12 protein-coding genes are annotated in these 16916 nt (G+C 66.6%); 8 read left to right on the top strand and 4 right to left on the bottom strand.

What is annotated here, in order from left to right; translation table 11 throughout:
* The first annotated feature begins 258 nt into the window (after positions 1 to 258).
* The 8 genes from ACSQ86_RS26205 (at position 259) to ACSQ86_RS26240 (ending at position 7855) form a co-directional block, all read left to right on the top strand.
* Positions 259 to 1497 (top strand): Tm-1-like ATP-binding domain-containing protein, encoded by a 1239-nt coding sequence (locus ACSQ86_RS26205; protein ID WP_436310306.1) that lies wholly within the window; start codon positions 259 to 261, stop codon positions 1495 to 1497.
* 17 nt (positions 1498 to 1514) lie between these two features.
* Positions 1515 to 2345: a phosphoenolpyruvate hydrolase family protein gene (locus ACSQ86_RS26210; protein ID WP_436309910.1), complete on the top strand. Its 831-nt coding sequence runs from the start codon at positions 1515 to 1517 to the stop codon at positions 2343 to 2345.
* A gap of 15 nt (positions 2346 to 2360) precedes the next feature.
* Positions 2361 to 4055, top strand: coding sequence for a flotillin family protein (locus tag ACSQ86_RS26215; protein ID WP_436309911.1), 1695 nt, complete (start codon positions 2361 to 2363; stop codon positions 4053 to 4055).
* Positions 4056 to 4058: 3 nt separating this feature from the next.
* Positions 4059 to 4499: an SRPBCC family protein gene (locus tag ACSQ86_RS26220; protein ID WP_436309912.1), complete on the top strand. Its 441-nt coding sequence runs from the start codon at positions 4059 to 4061 to the stop codon at positions 4497 to 4499.
* Between the two features lie 85 nt (positions 4500 to 4584).
* Positions 4585 to 6051 carry an SRPBCC family protein gene (locus ACSQ86_RS26225; RefSeq protein ID WP_436309913.1) on the top strand — a complete coding sequence of 489 codons (1467 nt, stop codon included), beginning with the start codon at positions 4585 to 4587 and terminating at the stop codon, positions 6049 to 6051.
* 16 nt (positions 6052 to 6067) lie between these two features.
* Positions 6068 to 6445 (top strand): VOC family protein, encoded by a 378-nt coding sequence (locus tag ACSQ86_RS26230; RefSeq protein WP_436305700.1) that lies wholly within the window; start codon positions 6068 to 6070, stop codon positions 6443 to 6445.
* A 73-nt stretch (positions 6446 to 6518) separates the two neighbouring features.
* Positions 6519 to 7010 (top strand): H-NS family nucleoid-associated regulatory protein, encoded by a 492-nt coding sequence (locus tag ACSQ86_RS26235; RefSeq protein WP_436294054.1) that lies wholly within the window; start codon positions 6519 to 6521, stop codon positions 7008 to 7010.
* Positions 7011 to 7066: 56 nt separating this feature from the next.
* Entirely contained in the window at positions 7067 to 7855 is a 789-nt protein-coding gene (locus ACSQ86_RS26240) for a class I SAM-dependent methyltransferase (protein ID WP_436305702.1), read from the top strand.
* A 678-nt stretch (positions 7856 to 8533) separates the two neighbouring features.
* Here ACSQ86_RS26240 and ACSQ86_RS26245 read toward each other — a convergent pair.
* The 4 genes from ACSQ86_RS26245 to ACSQ86_RS26260 all read right to left on the bottom strand — a co-directional run bounded on the left by ACSQ86_RS26245 (position 8534) and on the right by ACSQ86_RS26260 (position 16752).
* Positions 8534 to 9019, bottom strand: a complete 486-nt coding sequence (locus ACSQ86_RS26245) for a hypothetical protein (RefSeq protein ID WP_436305704.1) — start codon at positions 9017 to 9019, stop codon at positions 8534 to 8536.
* A 501-nt stretch (positions 9020 to 9520) separates the two neighbouring features.
* Positions 9521 to 10576, bottom strand: coding sequence for an adenylate/guanylate cyclase domain-containing protein (locus ACSQ86_RS26250; RefSeq protein WP_436309914.1), 1056 nt, complete (start codon positions 10574 to 10576; stop codon positions 9521 to 9523).
* Positions 10569 to 10910, bottom strand: a complete 342-nt coding sequence (locus tag ACSQ86_RS26255) for an Hpt domain-containing protein (protein WP_436305706.1) — start codon at positions 10908 to 10910, stop codon at positions 10569 to 10571. Before ACSQ86_RS26255 ends, ACSQ86_RS26250 begins: the two co-directional genes overlap by 8 nt.
* A 13-nt stretch (positions 10911 to 10923) precedes the next feature.
* Positions 10924 to 16752 (bottom strand): GAF domain-containing protein, encoded by a 5829-nt coding sequence (locus tag ACSQ86_RS26260; protein WP_436309915.1) that lies wholly within the window; start codon positions 16750 to 16752, stop codon positions 10924 to 10926.
* Positions 16753 to 16916 lie beyond the last annotated feature (164 nt).

The raw sequence follows: 16916 nt of genomic DNA on the forward strand, positions 1-16916 counted from the left end.
GGGCTCGGCGCCGCGGACGGCGGCATCGAGCAGCCCGCGCCCACGCAGGTGTTCACCGTGCGCCGCGCGCATGGCGAGGGCGCGCCTTCGCTCGACGATCTGGCGCCCAGCAGGGTGCGCGGCTTCACGCGCTGGAACGCCGGCGGCACGGCCGCGCCCGTGGTCGACATCGCGCGGGTCGCGCCACTACCGCCCGCAGCGCCGGCATCGGCCATTGCGCCGCCCCCGCCTCCGGCCGCATCGCCCCGGGTCTTCGACTTGCCCGTCGCCGCCAGCAGCGCTCGCGCGGCCTACGTGGCCGGCACCTTCGACACCAAGGGCCGCGAGCTGTTCTTCCTGCGCCAGTGCCTGGAGCGCTCGGGCCTGCGCGTGGTCACGGTCGACCTGTCGACCTCCGGCCGGACCTCGTCGGCCAGCGTGCATCCGCGCGAGGTGGCGCGCCACCACCCGCAAGGCGAGTCGGCCGTTTTCAGCGGCGACCGCGGCAGCGCGACCGCTGCGATGGCGCTCGCCTTCGAAGCCTTCGTGCAGACGCGGCGCGACCTCGGCGGCATCATCTCCGCCGGCGGTTCCGGCAACACCTCGATGGCCACCCAGGGCATGCGCGCACTGCCGATCGGCGTGCCGAAGATGATGGTCTCGACCATGGCCAGCGGCGACACACGGCCCTACGTGGGTCCGAGCGACATCTGCATGATGTACTCGGTCACCGACGTGCAGGGCATCCATCGCATCAGCGAATGCGTGCTTGCCAACGCCGCGAACGCGCTGGCCGGAATGATCGCCCACCCGCCGGTCCGCTCGACCTCCAGCAAGCCGGCAATCGGCCTCACGATGTTCGGCGTGACGACGCCCTGCGTGCAGGCGGTCACGAAGCGCCTCGAGGACAGCTACGACTGCCTGGTGTTTCATGCCACCGGCGTCGGCGGCCAGTCGATGGAAAAGCTCGCCGACTCGGGCATGCTCGCCGGCGTGATCGACGTCTCGACGACCGAGATCGCGGACGAGATCGCAGGCGGCGTGCTCTCGGCCGGCGCGGCGCGCATGGACGTGTTCGCGCGCCATGCGCTGCCCTATGTCGGTTCCTGCGGCGCGCTGGACATGGTGAACTTCGGCGCCTGGGACACGGTGCCCGAGCGCTTCAAGGCGCGCAAGCTTTACCGCCACAACCCGACCGTGACGCTGATGCGGACCACGGCCGACGAATGCCGCGCCATCGGCGAGTTCATTGCCGCCAAGCTCAATGCGATGCGCGGACCGGTGCGCTTCCTGATTCCCGAGGGCGGCGTCTCCGCGATCGACCGGCCGGGTCAGCCCTTCCACGACCCGGAGGCCGACCGGGCGCTGTTCGCCGCGATCGAGCAATCCTTCCGAAGCGGCATCGACCGCAAGCTGCAGCGCTTGCCGCTGCATATCAACGACGAGGCCTTTGCCGACGCGCTGGTCAGTGCGTGGTATGAGGTGTCCAGACCCACGGCCGGCGCACGGCGCGCCTGATCACACACGACCCGACCATGCCCCGCATCGCCAGAACGACACTGCTCGAACGCTTCCGCGCCAAAATCGCCGCCGGCCGGCCGATCATCGGCGGCGGCGCCGGCACCGGCCTGTCGGCGAAGTGCGAGGAAGCCGGCGGCATCGACCTGATCGTGATCTACAACTCGGGCCGCTACCGCATGGCCGGCCGCGGCTCGCTCGCGGGCCTGCTGGCCTACGGCAACGCGAACCAGATCGTCTGCGAGATGGCGCACGAGGTGCTGCCGGCGGTGAGGAACACGCCGGTGCTGGCGGGCGTCAATGGCACCGACCCGTTCATGATCCCGGAGGAGTTCCTGCAGCGGCTGATCGGCCTCGGCTTCTCGGGCGTTCAGAACTTCCCGACCGTCGGGCTGATCGACGGCACCTTCCGAGCAAACCTCGAAGAAACCGGCATGGGTTACGCGCTCGAGGTCCAGATGATCGAACGTGCCCGCGCGCTCGACCTGCTGACCACGCCCTATGTGTTCAGCGAGGCCGATGCGCGCGCAATGGCCGCGGCCGGCGCGGACATCATCGTGTGCCACCTGGGGCTCACCACCGGCGGATCGATCGGCGCGCAGACCGCGCTCACGCTGGACGACTGCGTGGACCGCATCAACCTGTGGGCCGCGGCAGCGCATGCAGTGAACCCGGAAGCGATCGTGCTGTGCCACGGCGGCCCGATCGCCACGCCCGAGGACGCACGGCACGTGCTGGCGCATTGCCCCGCATGCCACGGCTTCTACGGCGCGAGTTCGATGGAGCGGCTGCCGGTCGAGACGGCGCTCACCGAGACCACCCGCCGCTTCGTTCAGATCACCCGATAACAGGAGAGCAGATCCATGTCAGGCGCTCAATTCGGCAATTTCATCCTGGGGCTGATCGTCGTCGCGATCGTCGTCGCGATCGCGGTCTGGCTGCTCCACTGGCTGTACCTGCGCAGCTCCAAGGAGCGGGCCTTCGTGCGCACCGGCCTCGGTGGCCAGAAGGTGGTGCTCGACGGCGGCGCCTTTGTGCTGCCGATCGTGCACGACGTGATCCCGGTCAACATGAACACGCTGCGCCTCGAAGTGAGCCGCGGCCGCGACAAGGCGCTGATCACCAAGGACCGCATGCGCGTCGACGTGATCGCCGAGTTCTATGTGCGCGTGGCCACCAGCGCCGATGCGGTGGCCGCGGCGGCGCAGACACTGGGCCTGCGGACGATGGAGCCGGACCAGTTGAAGGAGCTGGTCGAGGGCAAGTTCGTCGACGCGCTGCGCACCGCTGCCGCCGAGATGACGATGGAGGAACTGCACGAGAAGCGCGGCGCCTACGTCAGGCGCGTGCGCGAAGCCGTGGCCGAGGATCTGACGAAGAACGGCCTCGAACTCGAAGCCGCCTCGCTGACGCAGCTGGACCAGACCGGCATGGAGTTCTTCAACCCGAGCAATGCCTTCGACGCCGAGGGCCTGACGCGCCTGACCGAACAGATCGAGCACCGCAAGAAGCAGCGCAACGACGTCGAGCAGGACACGCTGATCGCGATCCGTAACAAGAATCTCGAGGCGGAGAAGCTCTCGCTCGAGATCGATCGCGAAGGCGAGTACGCGCGCCTGACGCAGCAGCGCGAGGTCGAGATCGCGCGGGCGCGCCAGCGTGCCGAGGTGGCCACCGAACGCGCGCAGCGCGAACAGGCGGCCGAGGGTGCGCAGATCACGGCCAAGCAGAGCATCGACGCGGCGCGCATCCGCTCCGAGCAGACCATCGAGGAGGAGCGTATCGGCAAGGAGCGCGCGATCCAGAGCGCCGAGATCGAACGCCGCATGTCGCTCGAACTCGCCGAGCAGCAGCGCGCGATTGCGGTCGCGCGCGAGAGCAAGGCGCAGAGCGAGGCCCAGGCCGAGGCCGAGACCGCCCGTGCGCTGGCGGTCTCGGCCGAGGAGAAGGTGTTCACGGCGCGCGAGGTCGAGATGGCCGAGCGCAAGAAGGCCATCGAGCTGATCGGCGCGGCGCAGATCGCCGAGCGCGACGCGCTGCGCCTCACTTCGGCGGCGCAGGCCGAGAAGGACGCCAGCGCCGACCGCGGCGCGGCGGTGCGCGCCCAGGCCGAAGCCGACGCCGATGCCGAGAAGATCAAGTCGATGGCGATGCGCGTGCGTGCCGAGATCGAAGCCGAGGCGGCGCGCATGATGAACGAGGCGCACAACATGCTGTCGCCCGAGGCGCGCATGTCGGCGCTGCGCATGAAGCTGGTCGAGAAGGCCGAAGCGATCATCCGCGAGTCGGTGCGGCCGATGGAGCGCATCGAGGGCATCAAGATCCTGCACGTCGACGGCCTGGGCGGCTCGTCGGGCGCGGGCGCCCAGAACGGCGACGGCGGCGGTTTCGCCGACGGGTTGGTCAACTCCGCGTTGCGTTTTCGCGCGCAGGCGCCGCTGGTGGATCAATTGCTTCGCGAGATCGGCATCGAAGGCGGCGACATTCAGCGCCTGGTGGGTGATGTCAGCGGCGCCCACGTCGCGCTGCCTTCGGGCACTGGCAAGGCCAAGGAATAACGCATGGTGCAGGTGTACGTTTCGAGCGTCATCGACGCCAGTGCCGACAGCGTGTGGTCGCGCATCCGCGATTTCAACGGCCTGCCGCAGTGGCATCCGCTGATCGCGGACAGCCGGATCGAGAACAACCAGCCTGGCGATCGTGTCGGCTGCATCCGCCACTTCCACCTGCGCGATGGCGGCATGGTTCGCGAGAAGCTCTTGGCCCTGTCGGACTACGAGTACAGCTGCACCTACGAGATCCTCGAAAGCCCGATGGCGGTAGAGCACTACACCGCCACGCTCAAGCTGACGCCGGTGACCGATGGCGCGCGCTGCTTCGCCGAGTGGAGCGCGGAGTTCGATTGCGATGAAGGCCGCGAGCGTGAGTTGACGGAGACGATCGGCGGCGGCGTGTTCCAGGGCGGCTTCGATGCCCTGAAGCGCCACTTCGGGGGTCGGTGATGGGCCCCCACGCTCATCACTTCGTGTATTCGCTGCCCCCCGAGGGGGCGCAGGCCTCCCTGGGGGCGGCCCGGCGGGAGTCCTGATGCTGCAAAGAGTCGTGCGCTCGACCATCATCGACGCGCCGATCGAGCGCGTGTGGGCGGTGCTGCGCGACTTCAACAGTCATGAAGCGTGGCATGAAGTGGTCGAGACCAGCCGCATCGAGGGCGGCGAGCGCAGCGACCAGGTCGGCTGCGTGCGCAGCTTCACGCTCCGAGACGGCAACCGCATCCGCGAGCAGTTGCTGACACTGTCGGACACCGAGCACAAGAGCACCTACTGCATCGTCGAGGCCACGGTGCCGCTGCAGCGCTACGTGGCCACCGTCACGCTCAAGCCGGTGACCGACGGCAACCGCACCTTCTGGCATTGGGAATCGACCTTCGCCACGCCCCCCGGCATGGAACGCGAATTGCGCGACATGGTGGCGCAAGGCGTCTACGAGGCCGGCTTCGAGAACCTGCGCCGGCATTTGCGGCGAGGCAGCGATCTGCAACCGGCGGGCCGCGCCGCGGCGATGCCCATGGCCCTCGCCGTGCCCGCGCGCCGTGTCGTCGTCGAGCGCTACGGCGGGCCCGAGGAGCTGCGCCCGCAAGAGGCCGAAGCCCCGGCGCCGCGCGAGGGCGAGGTGCGCATCCGGCAGCGCGCCATCGGCGTCAACTTCATCGACGTGTACCTGCGGCGCGGCTGGGTGCCGTCCCTGCTTCCCCTTCCCGGCGTGCCCGGCATGGAGGCCGCCGGCAGCGTGCTCGATGTCGGGCCGCAGGTCAGCGGCCTCCTGCCCGGCGACCGCGTGGCCTACCTCGGCCCGGTGCCCGGCGCGTATTGCGAGGTGCGCTGCGTGCCGGCCGCTTGGGTGGTGCGGCTGCCCGCGGCAGTCGCGGACGAGCTCGCCGCCGCGCTGCTGCTCAAGGGCATCACCGCCGACTACCTGTTGCGCGACCTCGGGCGCGTTCAGCGCGGCACGCGGCTGCTGGTCCATGCGGCAGCCGGCGGCGTGGGCCTGCTGGTCTGCTCCTGGGCGCGCCGTCTCGGCGCGGTCGTGCTGGGCACCGTGTCGAGCGAGGAGAAGGCCCGCGTCGCGCGCGAGCACGGCTGCGATCACGTGATCGTGACCCGCGACTACCGTTTCGCCGATGCCGTGCAGCGCGCCTGCGGCGGCGCCGACGTGGTGATCGACGGCCTGGGCGACGCGGCCCGCGACGAGAACCTCGCCGCCCTCGCGCGCCGCGGCCACTGGATCAGCCTCGGTCAGGCCAGCGGACCGCTGGCGCCATTGCCGGCCGACGCGCTGCTCGCCAAGTCGCTGAGCTTTTCGCGGCCCGTGGTGTTCGACTACGTGGCGACGAACGAGCAGCTCGCGGAGCGCGCGCAACGGGTCTGGGACGCGCTCGCCGACGGCACGATCAAGGCGCCGCCGATCGAACGCTATTCACTGAACGCCGCGGCAGAGGCGCACGCGCGGCTCGAATCGCGCGCCACCATCGGCGCGCTGGTGTTGCTGCCATGAACAAGGAGAGAGCGAAATGATCGTCGGGATGAATCACTTCACCGTCACGGCCGAGGACGAGAAGAAGACCCTGGATTTCTACACGGGCCTGCTCGGGCTCACCATCGGCCATCGACCGGACCTCGGCTTTCCCGGCGCATGGCTCTACGGCGAGGGGCCGCAGGCGGTGCTGCACCTTTACTTCGAGCGGCCGGTGCCGGCGCAGCGCACCGGCGTCATCGACCACATGGCTTTCACCGCACGCGACCTGCGTGCCGTGAAAGCCCGCTTCGACCAGAGCGGCACGAAGTACGAGCTGCGGCAGCAGGCGGGTGCGGGCACCTGGCAGCTGTTCTGCCACGACCCCAACGGAGCGAAGGTCGAACTCGACTTCGACGCCTCCGAGAAGCCGTAGCGGCAGTCGCGTTTTGGCAAGGCTTGTCAATGAGACTAAAGTCGAGTCTTTCCAAATCTCGGAACCAAGGTCAATGACTCAAAGCTACAAGCAGATCCAAAAGCAAATCGAGACTCTCCAGCGCCAAGCTGAGAAGTTGCGCAAGCAGGAGGTCGATGGAGTAGTTGCGCGCATCAAGGTGGCCATCGCCCACTACGGGCTCACTCCAGAGCAGTTGGGCTTCGGAGCGACTGCCGGCAGTGTGAAGGCGAAAGCAGGAAAGACTGCCCCAACTCGGTCAACGAAGTACAGCGACGGTCAAGGCAATTCCTGGTCAGGCATTGGGAAACGCCCGTACTGGCTGCGTGACGCTCTCAATGCTGGCAGGGCGCTTGAAGAGTTCGCCACCGCGGCTTCGTCGTCGGGCGCGTCGAGCGCAAAAAAGCTCAATAAGTCCAAGAAGCGGAAGTCCAAGGTTGTGTATCGAGATGAGGCTGGACACACATGGTCGGGAATGGGCCCGCGGCCGCGCTGGTTGAAAGAGGCGCTGGATGCGGGAAAGACACTCGAGGAGATGACTGCCTGAGACACGGCTGACGCGCCGCACCGGAAGTCTGCAATGCAGGTTCTGAGGAGTTTCAAATGGCAGTGTTCGTAGCGACCGACCCTGAGGGCTATGAAGCATATGTCGGTCGAGGAAGCCAACGCCTTGCACCGTCCGTTGTTCGATTCGCGGGTGTTTCGGCAAACGAGGCCGTCCTTGACGTGGGTTGCGGCACAGGCCATCTGACGCGTGCCATATCGCTCGCCGGGGCGCGCGCAACCGGCGTCGATCTGTCTCCCTCTTACGTTGAATTTGCACAGCGTGTGACCGCAAGGCAGGACGTGGTCTTCGAAGTCGGCGATGCCCTTAACCTTTCGTACCAGGATGGAGTTTTCGACCGCGCCCTATCCATGCTCGCGCTGGACGTGCTTCCGGACTCCGCCCAGGGCCTGCGCGAGATGAAGCGGGTCACGCGCAAGGGCGGCATGGTCACTGTGGTCGTCAACAATTTCCGCTGCGGCTGGACGCCATTCAGCCTGGTTTGGGACGCCGCTGCCGTCCTCGATGCAGACGGCGCTGCAATGCGCGACGAAATGGTCTCGAAGGCGCTCGGTTGGCCCGGAGGACTCGCGGACTTGTTCGAAGCTGCGAGCTTCACCGCCGTCGTGGAAGACCAACTTGCCGCCCTATTCGAGTACCAATCGTTTGATGACTACTGGTCTACGTTCCTCACCGGGCAAGGAAAGACGGGCAGCTACGTGACGCAGCTTGCAATGTCGAAACGCGACGAACTGAAGCATCATGTCCGAGCAGCGTATCTCTGCGGCTTGCCTGACGGACCACGCGCCCTGACAACGTCGTTTTGGGCTGTACGCGGAGTTGTCTAGGCGCGTTGGAGCAAGAGCAATGTCTGTTTAGGGCCAGAAGCTCGCCGGCCGCGGCCGGCGACAGTCGGCCAACAGATGCTATGGACTACCCGAGTCATCCCCGTTTAGTTAGAGTCAAGGCGCAGGCGCCCCTAACTCGCAATCAGGACGCGAACAAGAACGACGAGGAACCCCACAGCAACGAGCGCGGTGACTGCCGCCGTCACGGGGTGGGGCGATCCGTCGTCCGCGTTTTGTCGTGTCGACGTGGCGTAGGCGTGAGGTGTTGACGCGGCCATGTCAAAAGCGGTGCTGAACGGGCTGTAGAGCGCGCCGCCATGGCTTGCCAAGCCAGACTCGTCGGCCTGGACTTCGACGCCGGCTGATTGTTCGATCCGATCGGCTTCAGTGGAGGAAGGCCGTCGAGCTTCGGCTGCGAACAGCGGTGCACCCGCGGTTGCCGACAGGGCTGCCAGGCAAATACCTGCAAGCGCTAGGCGCGCTCCACGTTGTCCATGCACCACGACGATGTCCTTGGTGTTGGCCGAGATGGCCGTTACTACTTGCTGCCGGTTGCCTGGTGCGCTTGATAAGTGTCGAAGATCAGGACGCTGGCCCGATCACATCCGGGCACGGCGAAACCGCAATGGGGAAAGGGCCCCGAGCTTGCCCAGGGTCCCTTCCGACGCGGCCTCTTGCTTAGTTGGGGCAAGAGCCTGGGATGCTGAAGAAGTTTCTCGCGAAGGTGCCAGTTGGCACGATCGAGACACCGTTGGTCAAATCAGTGAGCAGCACGTCTGTGTATCTGACGCATGCGATGATGAGATCTTGACCGGATGGGCAGGCAAAGTTGCCCTCGTCCGGAGGGCCGGCTGTCAGGCTCCCCCTGACTCGGCCGTTCTTGGTGGCCGGGAATGTGTCGTCAGCCCGAACGGCTCCCGTGACGGTGGTCTTGTTGCTGGCGCTCGGATTCTTTCCCCCGTGGTTGATGCACGCGTACACCGCCGTGCCCTGAGCTGTAAGGCTTTCGAGCACTGTTGCATTCCCCACTCCGGCTTCATCAAAACTGACCACTAGGGCCCCATTCGAATTCACGGATGCGTCGGCACTGAAGAAGTGTGCCGCGGCGAGCGCCTGTCCGGCTCCAAACGTCAGCATTGCCGCTATCAGTAGTGTCTTCTTCATATTAAGCCTCCAAGTAAGATTGAAAATCATCTGTTCTTGGGTGCGTCTCGGTGCTGGCGATGAGGTCAACATCGCGGCGCCCTGAGAACACATGGCATGCTGAACTTAATAATAAAGTTTGACATTAGACAAACGAAATAGGCGAAGGCGGAACTTATCCCCGTTGAAACACGCAACAGGTTCCGAACACAATTTCCTCGGATGAGCAAACTCATTGGCCTGCGAGACGGGTACCGTTTCGCTGTACTGCCCTCTATGGCTTCAACAGAAAGCCTTGCGGCTCGATACCCTTTTGGCGACGGTGTCGGAATGCGCTGACATGTTGGCCCCTCCTATGGCCAGTTGCACCCGTTGTAGCTGGTTACGATAGTTTCGTTTGTCAGTTACGAATTGATGCCTGCCATTTCGGAAAGCTACAAGTCGCAAAAGCGGTCGTTTACGTTGGCACGTTCGAAAACTCGATTTATGGACGCTGCCTCTTTGCAGCCGCACGGCGACCCTTCACTCTGATGCGTTGCTGCCAGTGACGGCGTACACCTCGACCGGCGCCGCCTTGCCCCGGAACGACGCCGCCCCGAGGGGCTCGACCGGAATGCGTCCACCGAGAGCCATGCAGGTTGCCAGATCGATCAGGATCGTCCGCTTCGCAAGCTTGGTGTGCGCCTCGAGTCGTGCGGCAAGGTTCACCGTGTCGCCGATGCAGGTGTAGGTCGCGCGCTGCTGCGTGCCGGTGTAGCCCGCCACCATTTCGCCGCTGGCGATTCCCACGCCGATGCGGATCGCAGGCTTGTCCGCAGCGATGCGCTCTGTGTTCAGCAGCTCGATCATCTCGACCATGTCGAGCGCCGCGCGCACCGCGGCCGCGCTGTGGTCGGGCAGCGGCAGCGGGGCGCCGAAGATGGCCATCAGCCCGTCGCCGATCATCTGGTTCACCACGCCGCCATGGCCGTTGATCGCGTCGAACATCAGCGTGTAGTACGTGTTCAGCAGTTCGATCGTCTCTTCGGGCGGCTGCGACTCGACCAGCGCGGTGAAGCTGCGAATGTCGGAGAACATCACCGCGCCTTGCACGCGTCGCCCGCCGAGCGCGAAGCCGGATTGCTGCAGGTCCTGCGCGACCTCGGAGGTGGCGAAGCGGCGCACCAGCTCCTTCTGCTGGTCGCGCAGGCGCTTCTTCTCGAGGCTGGCGCCGATGCGCGCCTTCAGCAGTACCGCATTGACCGGCTTGTGCAGGTAGTCCTCAGCGCCGAGCTCGATGCAGCGCACGATGGTGGCCACGCCCTCGAGCGACGAGGTCACGATCACGGGCAGGTCGCGCAGCTTCGGATCGGCGGTCAGTTGCTCCAGCACCTGGAAGCCGTCCATCTCGGGCATTTCCATGTCGAGCAGCAGCAGGTCGTAGGTGTCGCGCCGCAGCAGCTCCAGGGCGACACGTCCGTTCTCGGCGCTTTCGACGCGGTGGCCCTGCAGTTCGAGGCTGCGGGTCAGCAGCAGGCGGTTGACCTTGTTGTCGTCCGCCACGAGGAGGTGGGCCGGCGCGTGGCGCAAGTCAACCATGGATCAGCTCCGTCAGAGCCGCGGCGACCCGGGCGTACTCCAGCGCCAGCGCGTCGAGTGCATTCGATTGCTGCGCGGCCGCCAGGCCCCCGAGTTCCTGTTCGCGCGCCATCGCGCCCAGCGTATGCGCGCCGAAGGTGAGACTGTTCGACTTGAGCGAATGCGCAGCGCGGCGGAAGTCATCAGCATTGCCCGAGTCCATCGCGTCGCGAAGCTCCTTCAGCATCGCCGGTGCCTCTTCGAGAAAGGTCTGCACCAGTTCCTTGACAAAGTCGGCTCCCGCGGTGTCTTGCAGTTCCGTAAAGGTCGCGAGGTCGATGGTCGCAGCGCTCATGTCATCGCTCCTTTCATCGGTCCTTTCGTGCGAGCACGCTGTTCAGCGCTTCGACCAGCCGATCGACGCGGATCGGCTTGGTCAGGTAGTCGTCCATGCCTGCGGCCATGCACATCTCACGGTCGCCCTGCATGGCGTTGGCCGTCATCGCCACGATGCGCGGCCGTTGCGGCGCCTCCAGCAGCTTGCAGATCTGCCGCGTCGCGTCCAGTCCGTCGAGTTCGGGCATCTGCACATCCATGAGCACCACATCGTAGGCCTGGCGCTGCACCGATTCCACCGCCTCGATGCCGTTGGAGGCGAGGTCGGCCCGGTAGCCCATCTGCTGCAGCAGGCGCATGGCGAGCTTCTGGTTCACCGCGTTGTCTTCGGCGAGCAGGATGCGCAGCGGGTGGCGTGCTGCCATCGTCGGGTCGATCTGCGGCTTGGCCGCATCGGCGGCTGCAGGTTTCGCAGGCGTGTCGTGCGCGAGCAGGCCCATCAACGTGTCGAACAGGTGCGACTGGCGGATCGGCTTGGCCAGGTACGCATTGAAGAACGATTCGGTGGCATGCGTCTCGTGCCGCCCCAGCGAGCTGAACAGCACGAGCGGCAACACGGCGTGGCTCGCCCGGATGCGTCGCGCGAGGTCGATGCCGTCCATCTCGGGCATGTGCATGTCGAGGATCGCGAGATCGAAGCGCTCGCCCTGTTCGAGCCAGCGCAAGGCTTCGAGCGGCGATTCCGTGTCGCGCGAACTCATGCCCCACTTGCCGGTCTGCAGCGAGAGCACGCGCCGGTTCGTCGCGTTGTCGTCGACGATCAGCACGCGCTTTCCCTGCAGTCCGGCCTGCACGCCGACATGGTCGCGGCGCCGGCTCGGCGGCAGGTTCGCGGTCGGCGCCTCGATGGTGAAGAGGAAGGTCGAGCCTTTGCCCACACCCTCGCTTTCCACCCACATGCGTCCGCCCATCAGTTCGGCCAGCCGCCTGCTGATCGCCAGGCCCAGGCCGGTGCCGCCGTACTTGCGCGTGGTGCTCGAGTCGGCCTGCGTGAACGACTGGAACAGCCGGCTCATGCCTTGCGGCGACAGGCCGATGCCGGTGTCGCGCACGGCGAAGGTCAGCGCGACCTTGCCGGCGGAGGCGGCCTCCGAACTCACCGTCAACACCACCTCGCCGGCCTCGGTGAACTTCACCGCATTGCTCAACAGGTTCAGCAGGATCTGCCGCAGCCGCGCGAGGTCGCCGCTCACGGCCGCGGGCACGTCACCCTCGAACACATAGGCAATGTCGAGCTGCTTCTCGGTCGCGCGCGTGCTGACGAGGTCGAGCGCCGCCTCCACGCAGTCGCGCAGGTCGAACGGGTGCGATTCGATGTCCATGCGCCCGGCCTCGATCTTCGAGTAGTCGAGGATGTCGTTGATGATGGTCAGCAACGCATCGCCCGAATCGCGGATGGTCGCGACGTAGTCCTGCTGCTCGGTGTCGAGCTTCGTGTCGAGCAGCAAGCCGCTCATGCCGATCACCGCGTTCATCGGCGTGCGAATCTCGTGGCTCATGGTCGCCAGGAACGAACTTTTCGCGTCGTTGGCGGCCTCGGCCGCGGCACGCGCCTCCTGCGTCTGATTGAACATTCGGGCGTTCTGTATGGCAATCACGGCCTGGTCGGCGAAGGTCTTGAGAAGCTCCACCTGGTGGCTGGAGAACGGCCCGGCCGCGCTGCGGGTCACGCTGATCATGCCGATGGGAACGCCCTCGTGCACCAGCGGGACGCCGGCCTGGCCGCGCCATCCCCTGCGGCGCGCCAGCGCTCGCAATGCATCCGAGACCTCCGCATTCGCCTCGATGTCTTCCATGACAAGCGGCTTGCCCGTCACCAGGGGCTGGTAGATATAGTCCGAGGCCACCGGGGCGGGAAAGTAGTTCTTCAGCGCCTGGTCGCCCTCCTCGCTGGTGGGCGTGTATGCGGCCAGATGGATCGAATCGTCGATGAGCCGCAGCAATGTCGCGGAGAACCCGCCAACCAACTGCCGCGCGCTTTGAACGATGGCGCTGAAGACAGGTTGCACGTCGGCGGGCGAACTTGCAATGACCTTCAGGATTTCCGCTGTCGCCGTCTGCCGTTCCAGCGCTTCCTGGGTCTCACGGAACAGGCGCGCGTTCTCGATCGCGATCACGGCCTGACTGGCGAAGGTCTGCAGCAGGGCGACAGACTTGGCGGGGAAGGTACCGGGCTGCTCACGCGCAACGCCGACCGTGCCGATGGGGCGGCCCTCGCGCAGCAGGGGCACCGACAGCACACTGCGAAAGCCCGCTTGCCTGGCCTGTTCATTCAGTTCGTAATCAGCGTCCGCGTGCACATCGGGAATCTGCACTGGCGCGCGTTCCATGATGGCGCGGGCGTTGCTGGAGCCGCGCCCGAGCTTCATCGGAAATGAGGCGCGCATGGACGCCTCCGCTTCCGGTGTCGTGCCGTGGTAGCCCACCATGTGCAGCAGTTGGCCGTCGAAACGCGTGGCCGTGCCGATGGTCGCGCCGCACAACGCCCTGGCGCGCTCCGCGATCGCTTCGAACACGGGCTGCGCATCGGTGGGCGAACTGCTCATCACGCGCAGGATCGCCGCCGTGGAGGTCTGCTGCTCCAGTGCCTCCTTGGTCTCATTGAACAGTCGCGCGTTCTGGATCGCGATTACGGCCTGGTCGGCGAAGGTCTTCAGCAGCCCGGCCTCCTGCTCGCTGAAGGGCACGGGCGGGTTGCGGGTCACGTACAGCATGCCGATGCCCCGCCCTTCCCACTGCATCGGCGCGAAGACCTGCGAGTAGTTGCCGGTCCCGAGCATCACCGCGGCGTTGCGCACGCTCTTGGGTGTGTCGGCCCCGTTCATCACGTCGGCGTAGCGCAGCACGCGGTTTTCGCGGATCGCCTGGTGGACCGGCTCCTCGCGCAGCGGGAGCGGAAAGATGCGCGCCACCGCCGGCGCCGACTCGCCGCGGTAGGCCGCGGAGCGCAACAGCTGCTGCTCCTCGTCGATGATCACGATGCCGAGCTCGGAGCTGCGGAACAGGCGGGCGCAGCTCTCCAGGATCTTATCGAACACCGGCGCGGTGTCGGCCACCGAGCCGCTGATGACCTGCAGGACTTCGGCGCTTGCCGTCTGCCGCTCCAGCGCCTGCCTGGTTTCGTTGAACAGACGCACGTTCTCGATGGCGATCACCGCCTGGTCGGCGAAAGTCTGCACCAGGGCGATCTCCGCTGGCGCAAAAGGCCGTACCTGGTTGCGCAGCAGCGCGATCACGCCGATCGATTCGCCATCGCGAATCATCGGCACGGCCAGCACCGTGCGAAAGCCGTTGCGCGCCTGAAGTTCGCGCACGTCCGGATATTCGGTGTCGAGAAGGGGGACGACGTCTTCGACATGCACGCTACGGCGCTCCAGGAACGCACGGCCGCCGATCGAGCTGGCGCGCAGCGGCAGTTCCGCGCCCAGCGAGTAGTCGCCGTACGCCGGCCCGTAGCTCGTCATCGCGCGCAGGTGCTCTCCGACGGCCAGCCACACCCGGCTGCCGTCGGCCCGGCACAACAGGCCGGCGCGCTCGGCCACCGTGTCGAGCACCGGCTGCACGTCGGTCGGCGAGCCGCTGATGACCTTCAGCACCTCGGACGTTGCGGTCTGGCGCTCCAGCGCCTCCCGGGTCTCATTGATCAGCCGCACGTTCTCGATCGCGATCACGGCCTGGTCGGCAAACATCTTGAGCAGGTCGAGCTGCCGTCGCGGCGTCTTGCCGGGTTCCAGCCACGCGGTGACGATCACGCCGATCGGCGCGCCATCCTTGAGCATCGGTGCAGCGATCATCCGGCGCCAGTTCCCGGTCTTCGCCATCGTGCGGTCGTAGTTCGGGTCCGACCCCGCATCCTCGTTGCTCAGGGCCCTTCGCTCGATGATGGCGCGACCGCTCATCAGGTGCGAATCGGGAGGCGCCGGGTACAGCGTGCGTGCCGCCTCCAGCGCCGGTGCAGCCCAGTTCCGGGTGGCTGCCAGATGAACCAGGCGCCCGTCGAAGCTCAAGATCGCGGAAGTCGGGCTGCCGAGCAGCCGCGTCGCGCAATCCAGGATCGCCTCGAACACGGGCGCCACATCGGTCGGCGATTCGCTGATGACGCGCAGCACCTCGCTGATCGCGGTCTGGTACTCGAGGGACTCTGTCAGCTCGGCGGTGCGTTCCTCGACCTTGTGCAGCGCCTCCTGGGTCTCGTTGAACAGCCGCGCGTTCCGGATTGCGATCACCGCCTGGTCGGCGAAGGTCTTGAGCAGAGCGCGCTCACTGGGCCTGAACGGACCCACCTCGCCGCGCTGCATGCTGAGGATGCCGATGCCGCGGCCCTCCCACATCAGCGGAGCGGCCAGGTTCGCGAAGCTTCTTCCCAGATGCTCGGCGTTGCGGCGCAACACCAGTGGCGCCCCGACGTCGTTCAGCACGTCGGCAAACTCCACCAGGTCTCCGGTGCGGAACGCGGGTTCGGCAGACGTATCGGCCAGCGGCATCGGGTAGTTCGACTGCATCAATGGCTCGAGCTCGGCAGCGCGTGCCTCGCCGATCGCGGCGCGGCCGGCCGCCGTCATCCGCCAACGCGTCAGCGCGAGCTGGCCCTGAGCGTCGACCATCAACAAGGCGAAGGAACCGGCGTCGAACAAACGGTCGCAGCACTCGAGGATCTTGTCGAACACGGGCCCGGTGTCGGCCACCGAGCTGCCGATGACCTGCAGCACCTCGGCGGTCGCGGTCTGGTGCGCCAGCGCCTCCTTCAATTCGCGGGCGCGGCGCTGCGTCTCGTCGAACAGGCGGGCGTTCTCCAGCGCCAGGCCCATGCTCGCCGCCACCGTTTCGAGCAGCCGGACCTCGTTGCTCCCGAAGGCGTATTCGCGCTCGTGGTTCTGCAGCACGATGGCGCCCAGAGCGCGATCGCTGCCGATGATGGGGACCGCGACGATCGAGTGCGCCCAATCGGTTCCCGGTGCCGGGCTCATGCCGATCCGGGTCTGTTCCTCGCGCGTGTTCGCCACGCCGGTCCGGCGTTCGCGGAGGATTCGTTCTGCCGCCTCGCCGGGCTTCAACGGCCGCGCCGGCGGGAGCGGCAACGGCACGTTGTGTTCGTAGCGATACAGCGCCTGGATCAGGTTGGTCTTGTCGTCCCACCACACGATGTTCAGGTCGCCGGTGGCAAACACTTCCCGCAGCTTGTCGCCCACCAGGTTGATGATGGCCTGAAACTCCAGCCTGGCGGCCACGCCTTGCTGGATGCTGTTGATGAGTGTGAGCTCCCCGGCGCGTTGCGCGAGCTCGGCCATGCGCTCAGCCACCTTGCGCTCCAGGCCCTCACGGAAGCGGATATTGGCCAGGGCCATGGAGGCCTGGCTCGCAAGCATGGCCAGCAGGTCGCGGTCCGCGCCATGGAAGCGACCGGCCGCGCCTTCGATGTCGGCGTAAAGGTAGCCGATCAGCTCGCGCCCCGCGATCAGCGGAGCGATGAGGCACGAGCGCTGGGCGGCGGGTTCGGCACCATCGGGCCCGTGCCGCAGGCTCACGGCGCGGGTGCGGCGGGTTTCGGCGAGCCAGGGTCCAATGGCGCTGAGCAGGCCGGCGGCGTCTTCGCCCTGCGGCAGCATCGAGGCGACGATGCGCGGGCCGTCGTCGCTGTCGAGCACCAGCAGCACGCGCTGCGCGCCGCTGAGTTCGATCGCCTCGTCGATCAGGAATTCGTGCAGCTCACTCTCGCGGTGCAATTCATTCAGGCGCAGCCCGCTGTAGACCAGGCGCTCGAAGGGCTCGCGCCGGTGGGTGTCGGCGCGCAACGCGCGCATCAACAGTGGCCGGGACCGGGACCTTGCCATATGGCAATTGCCTCCTGCGATCAGGGGGTGATGCGCGAGTGGCGCACACGGCGTGGAGTCTAACGGCGAAGCGGCGAGCGGGTGTGAGGCCCTATGGCCGGTGCTTCAATTGCTTGAAACCCCAATGCCCACGC

The organism is Variovorax sp. LjRoot130 (assembly GCF_964253755.1).
GTDB lineage: Bacteria > Pseudomonadota > Gammaproteobacteria > Burkholderiales > Burkholderiaceae_C > Variovorax.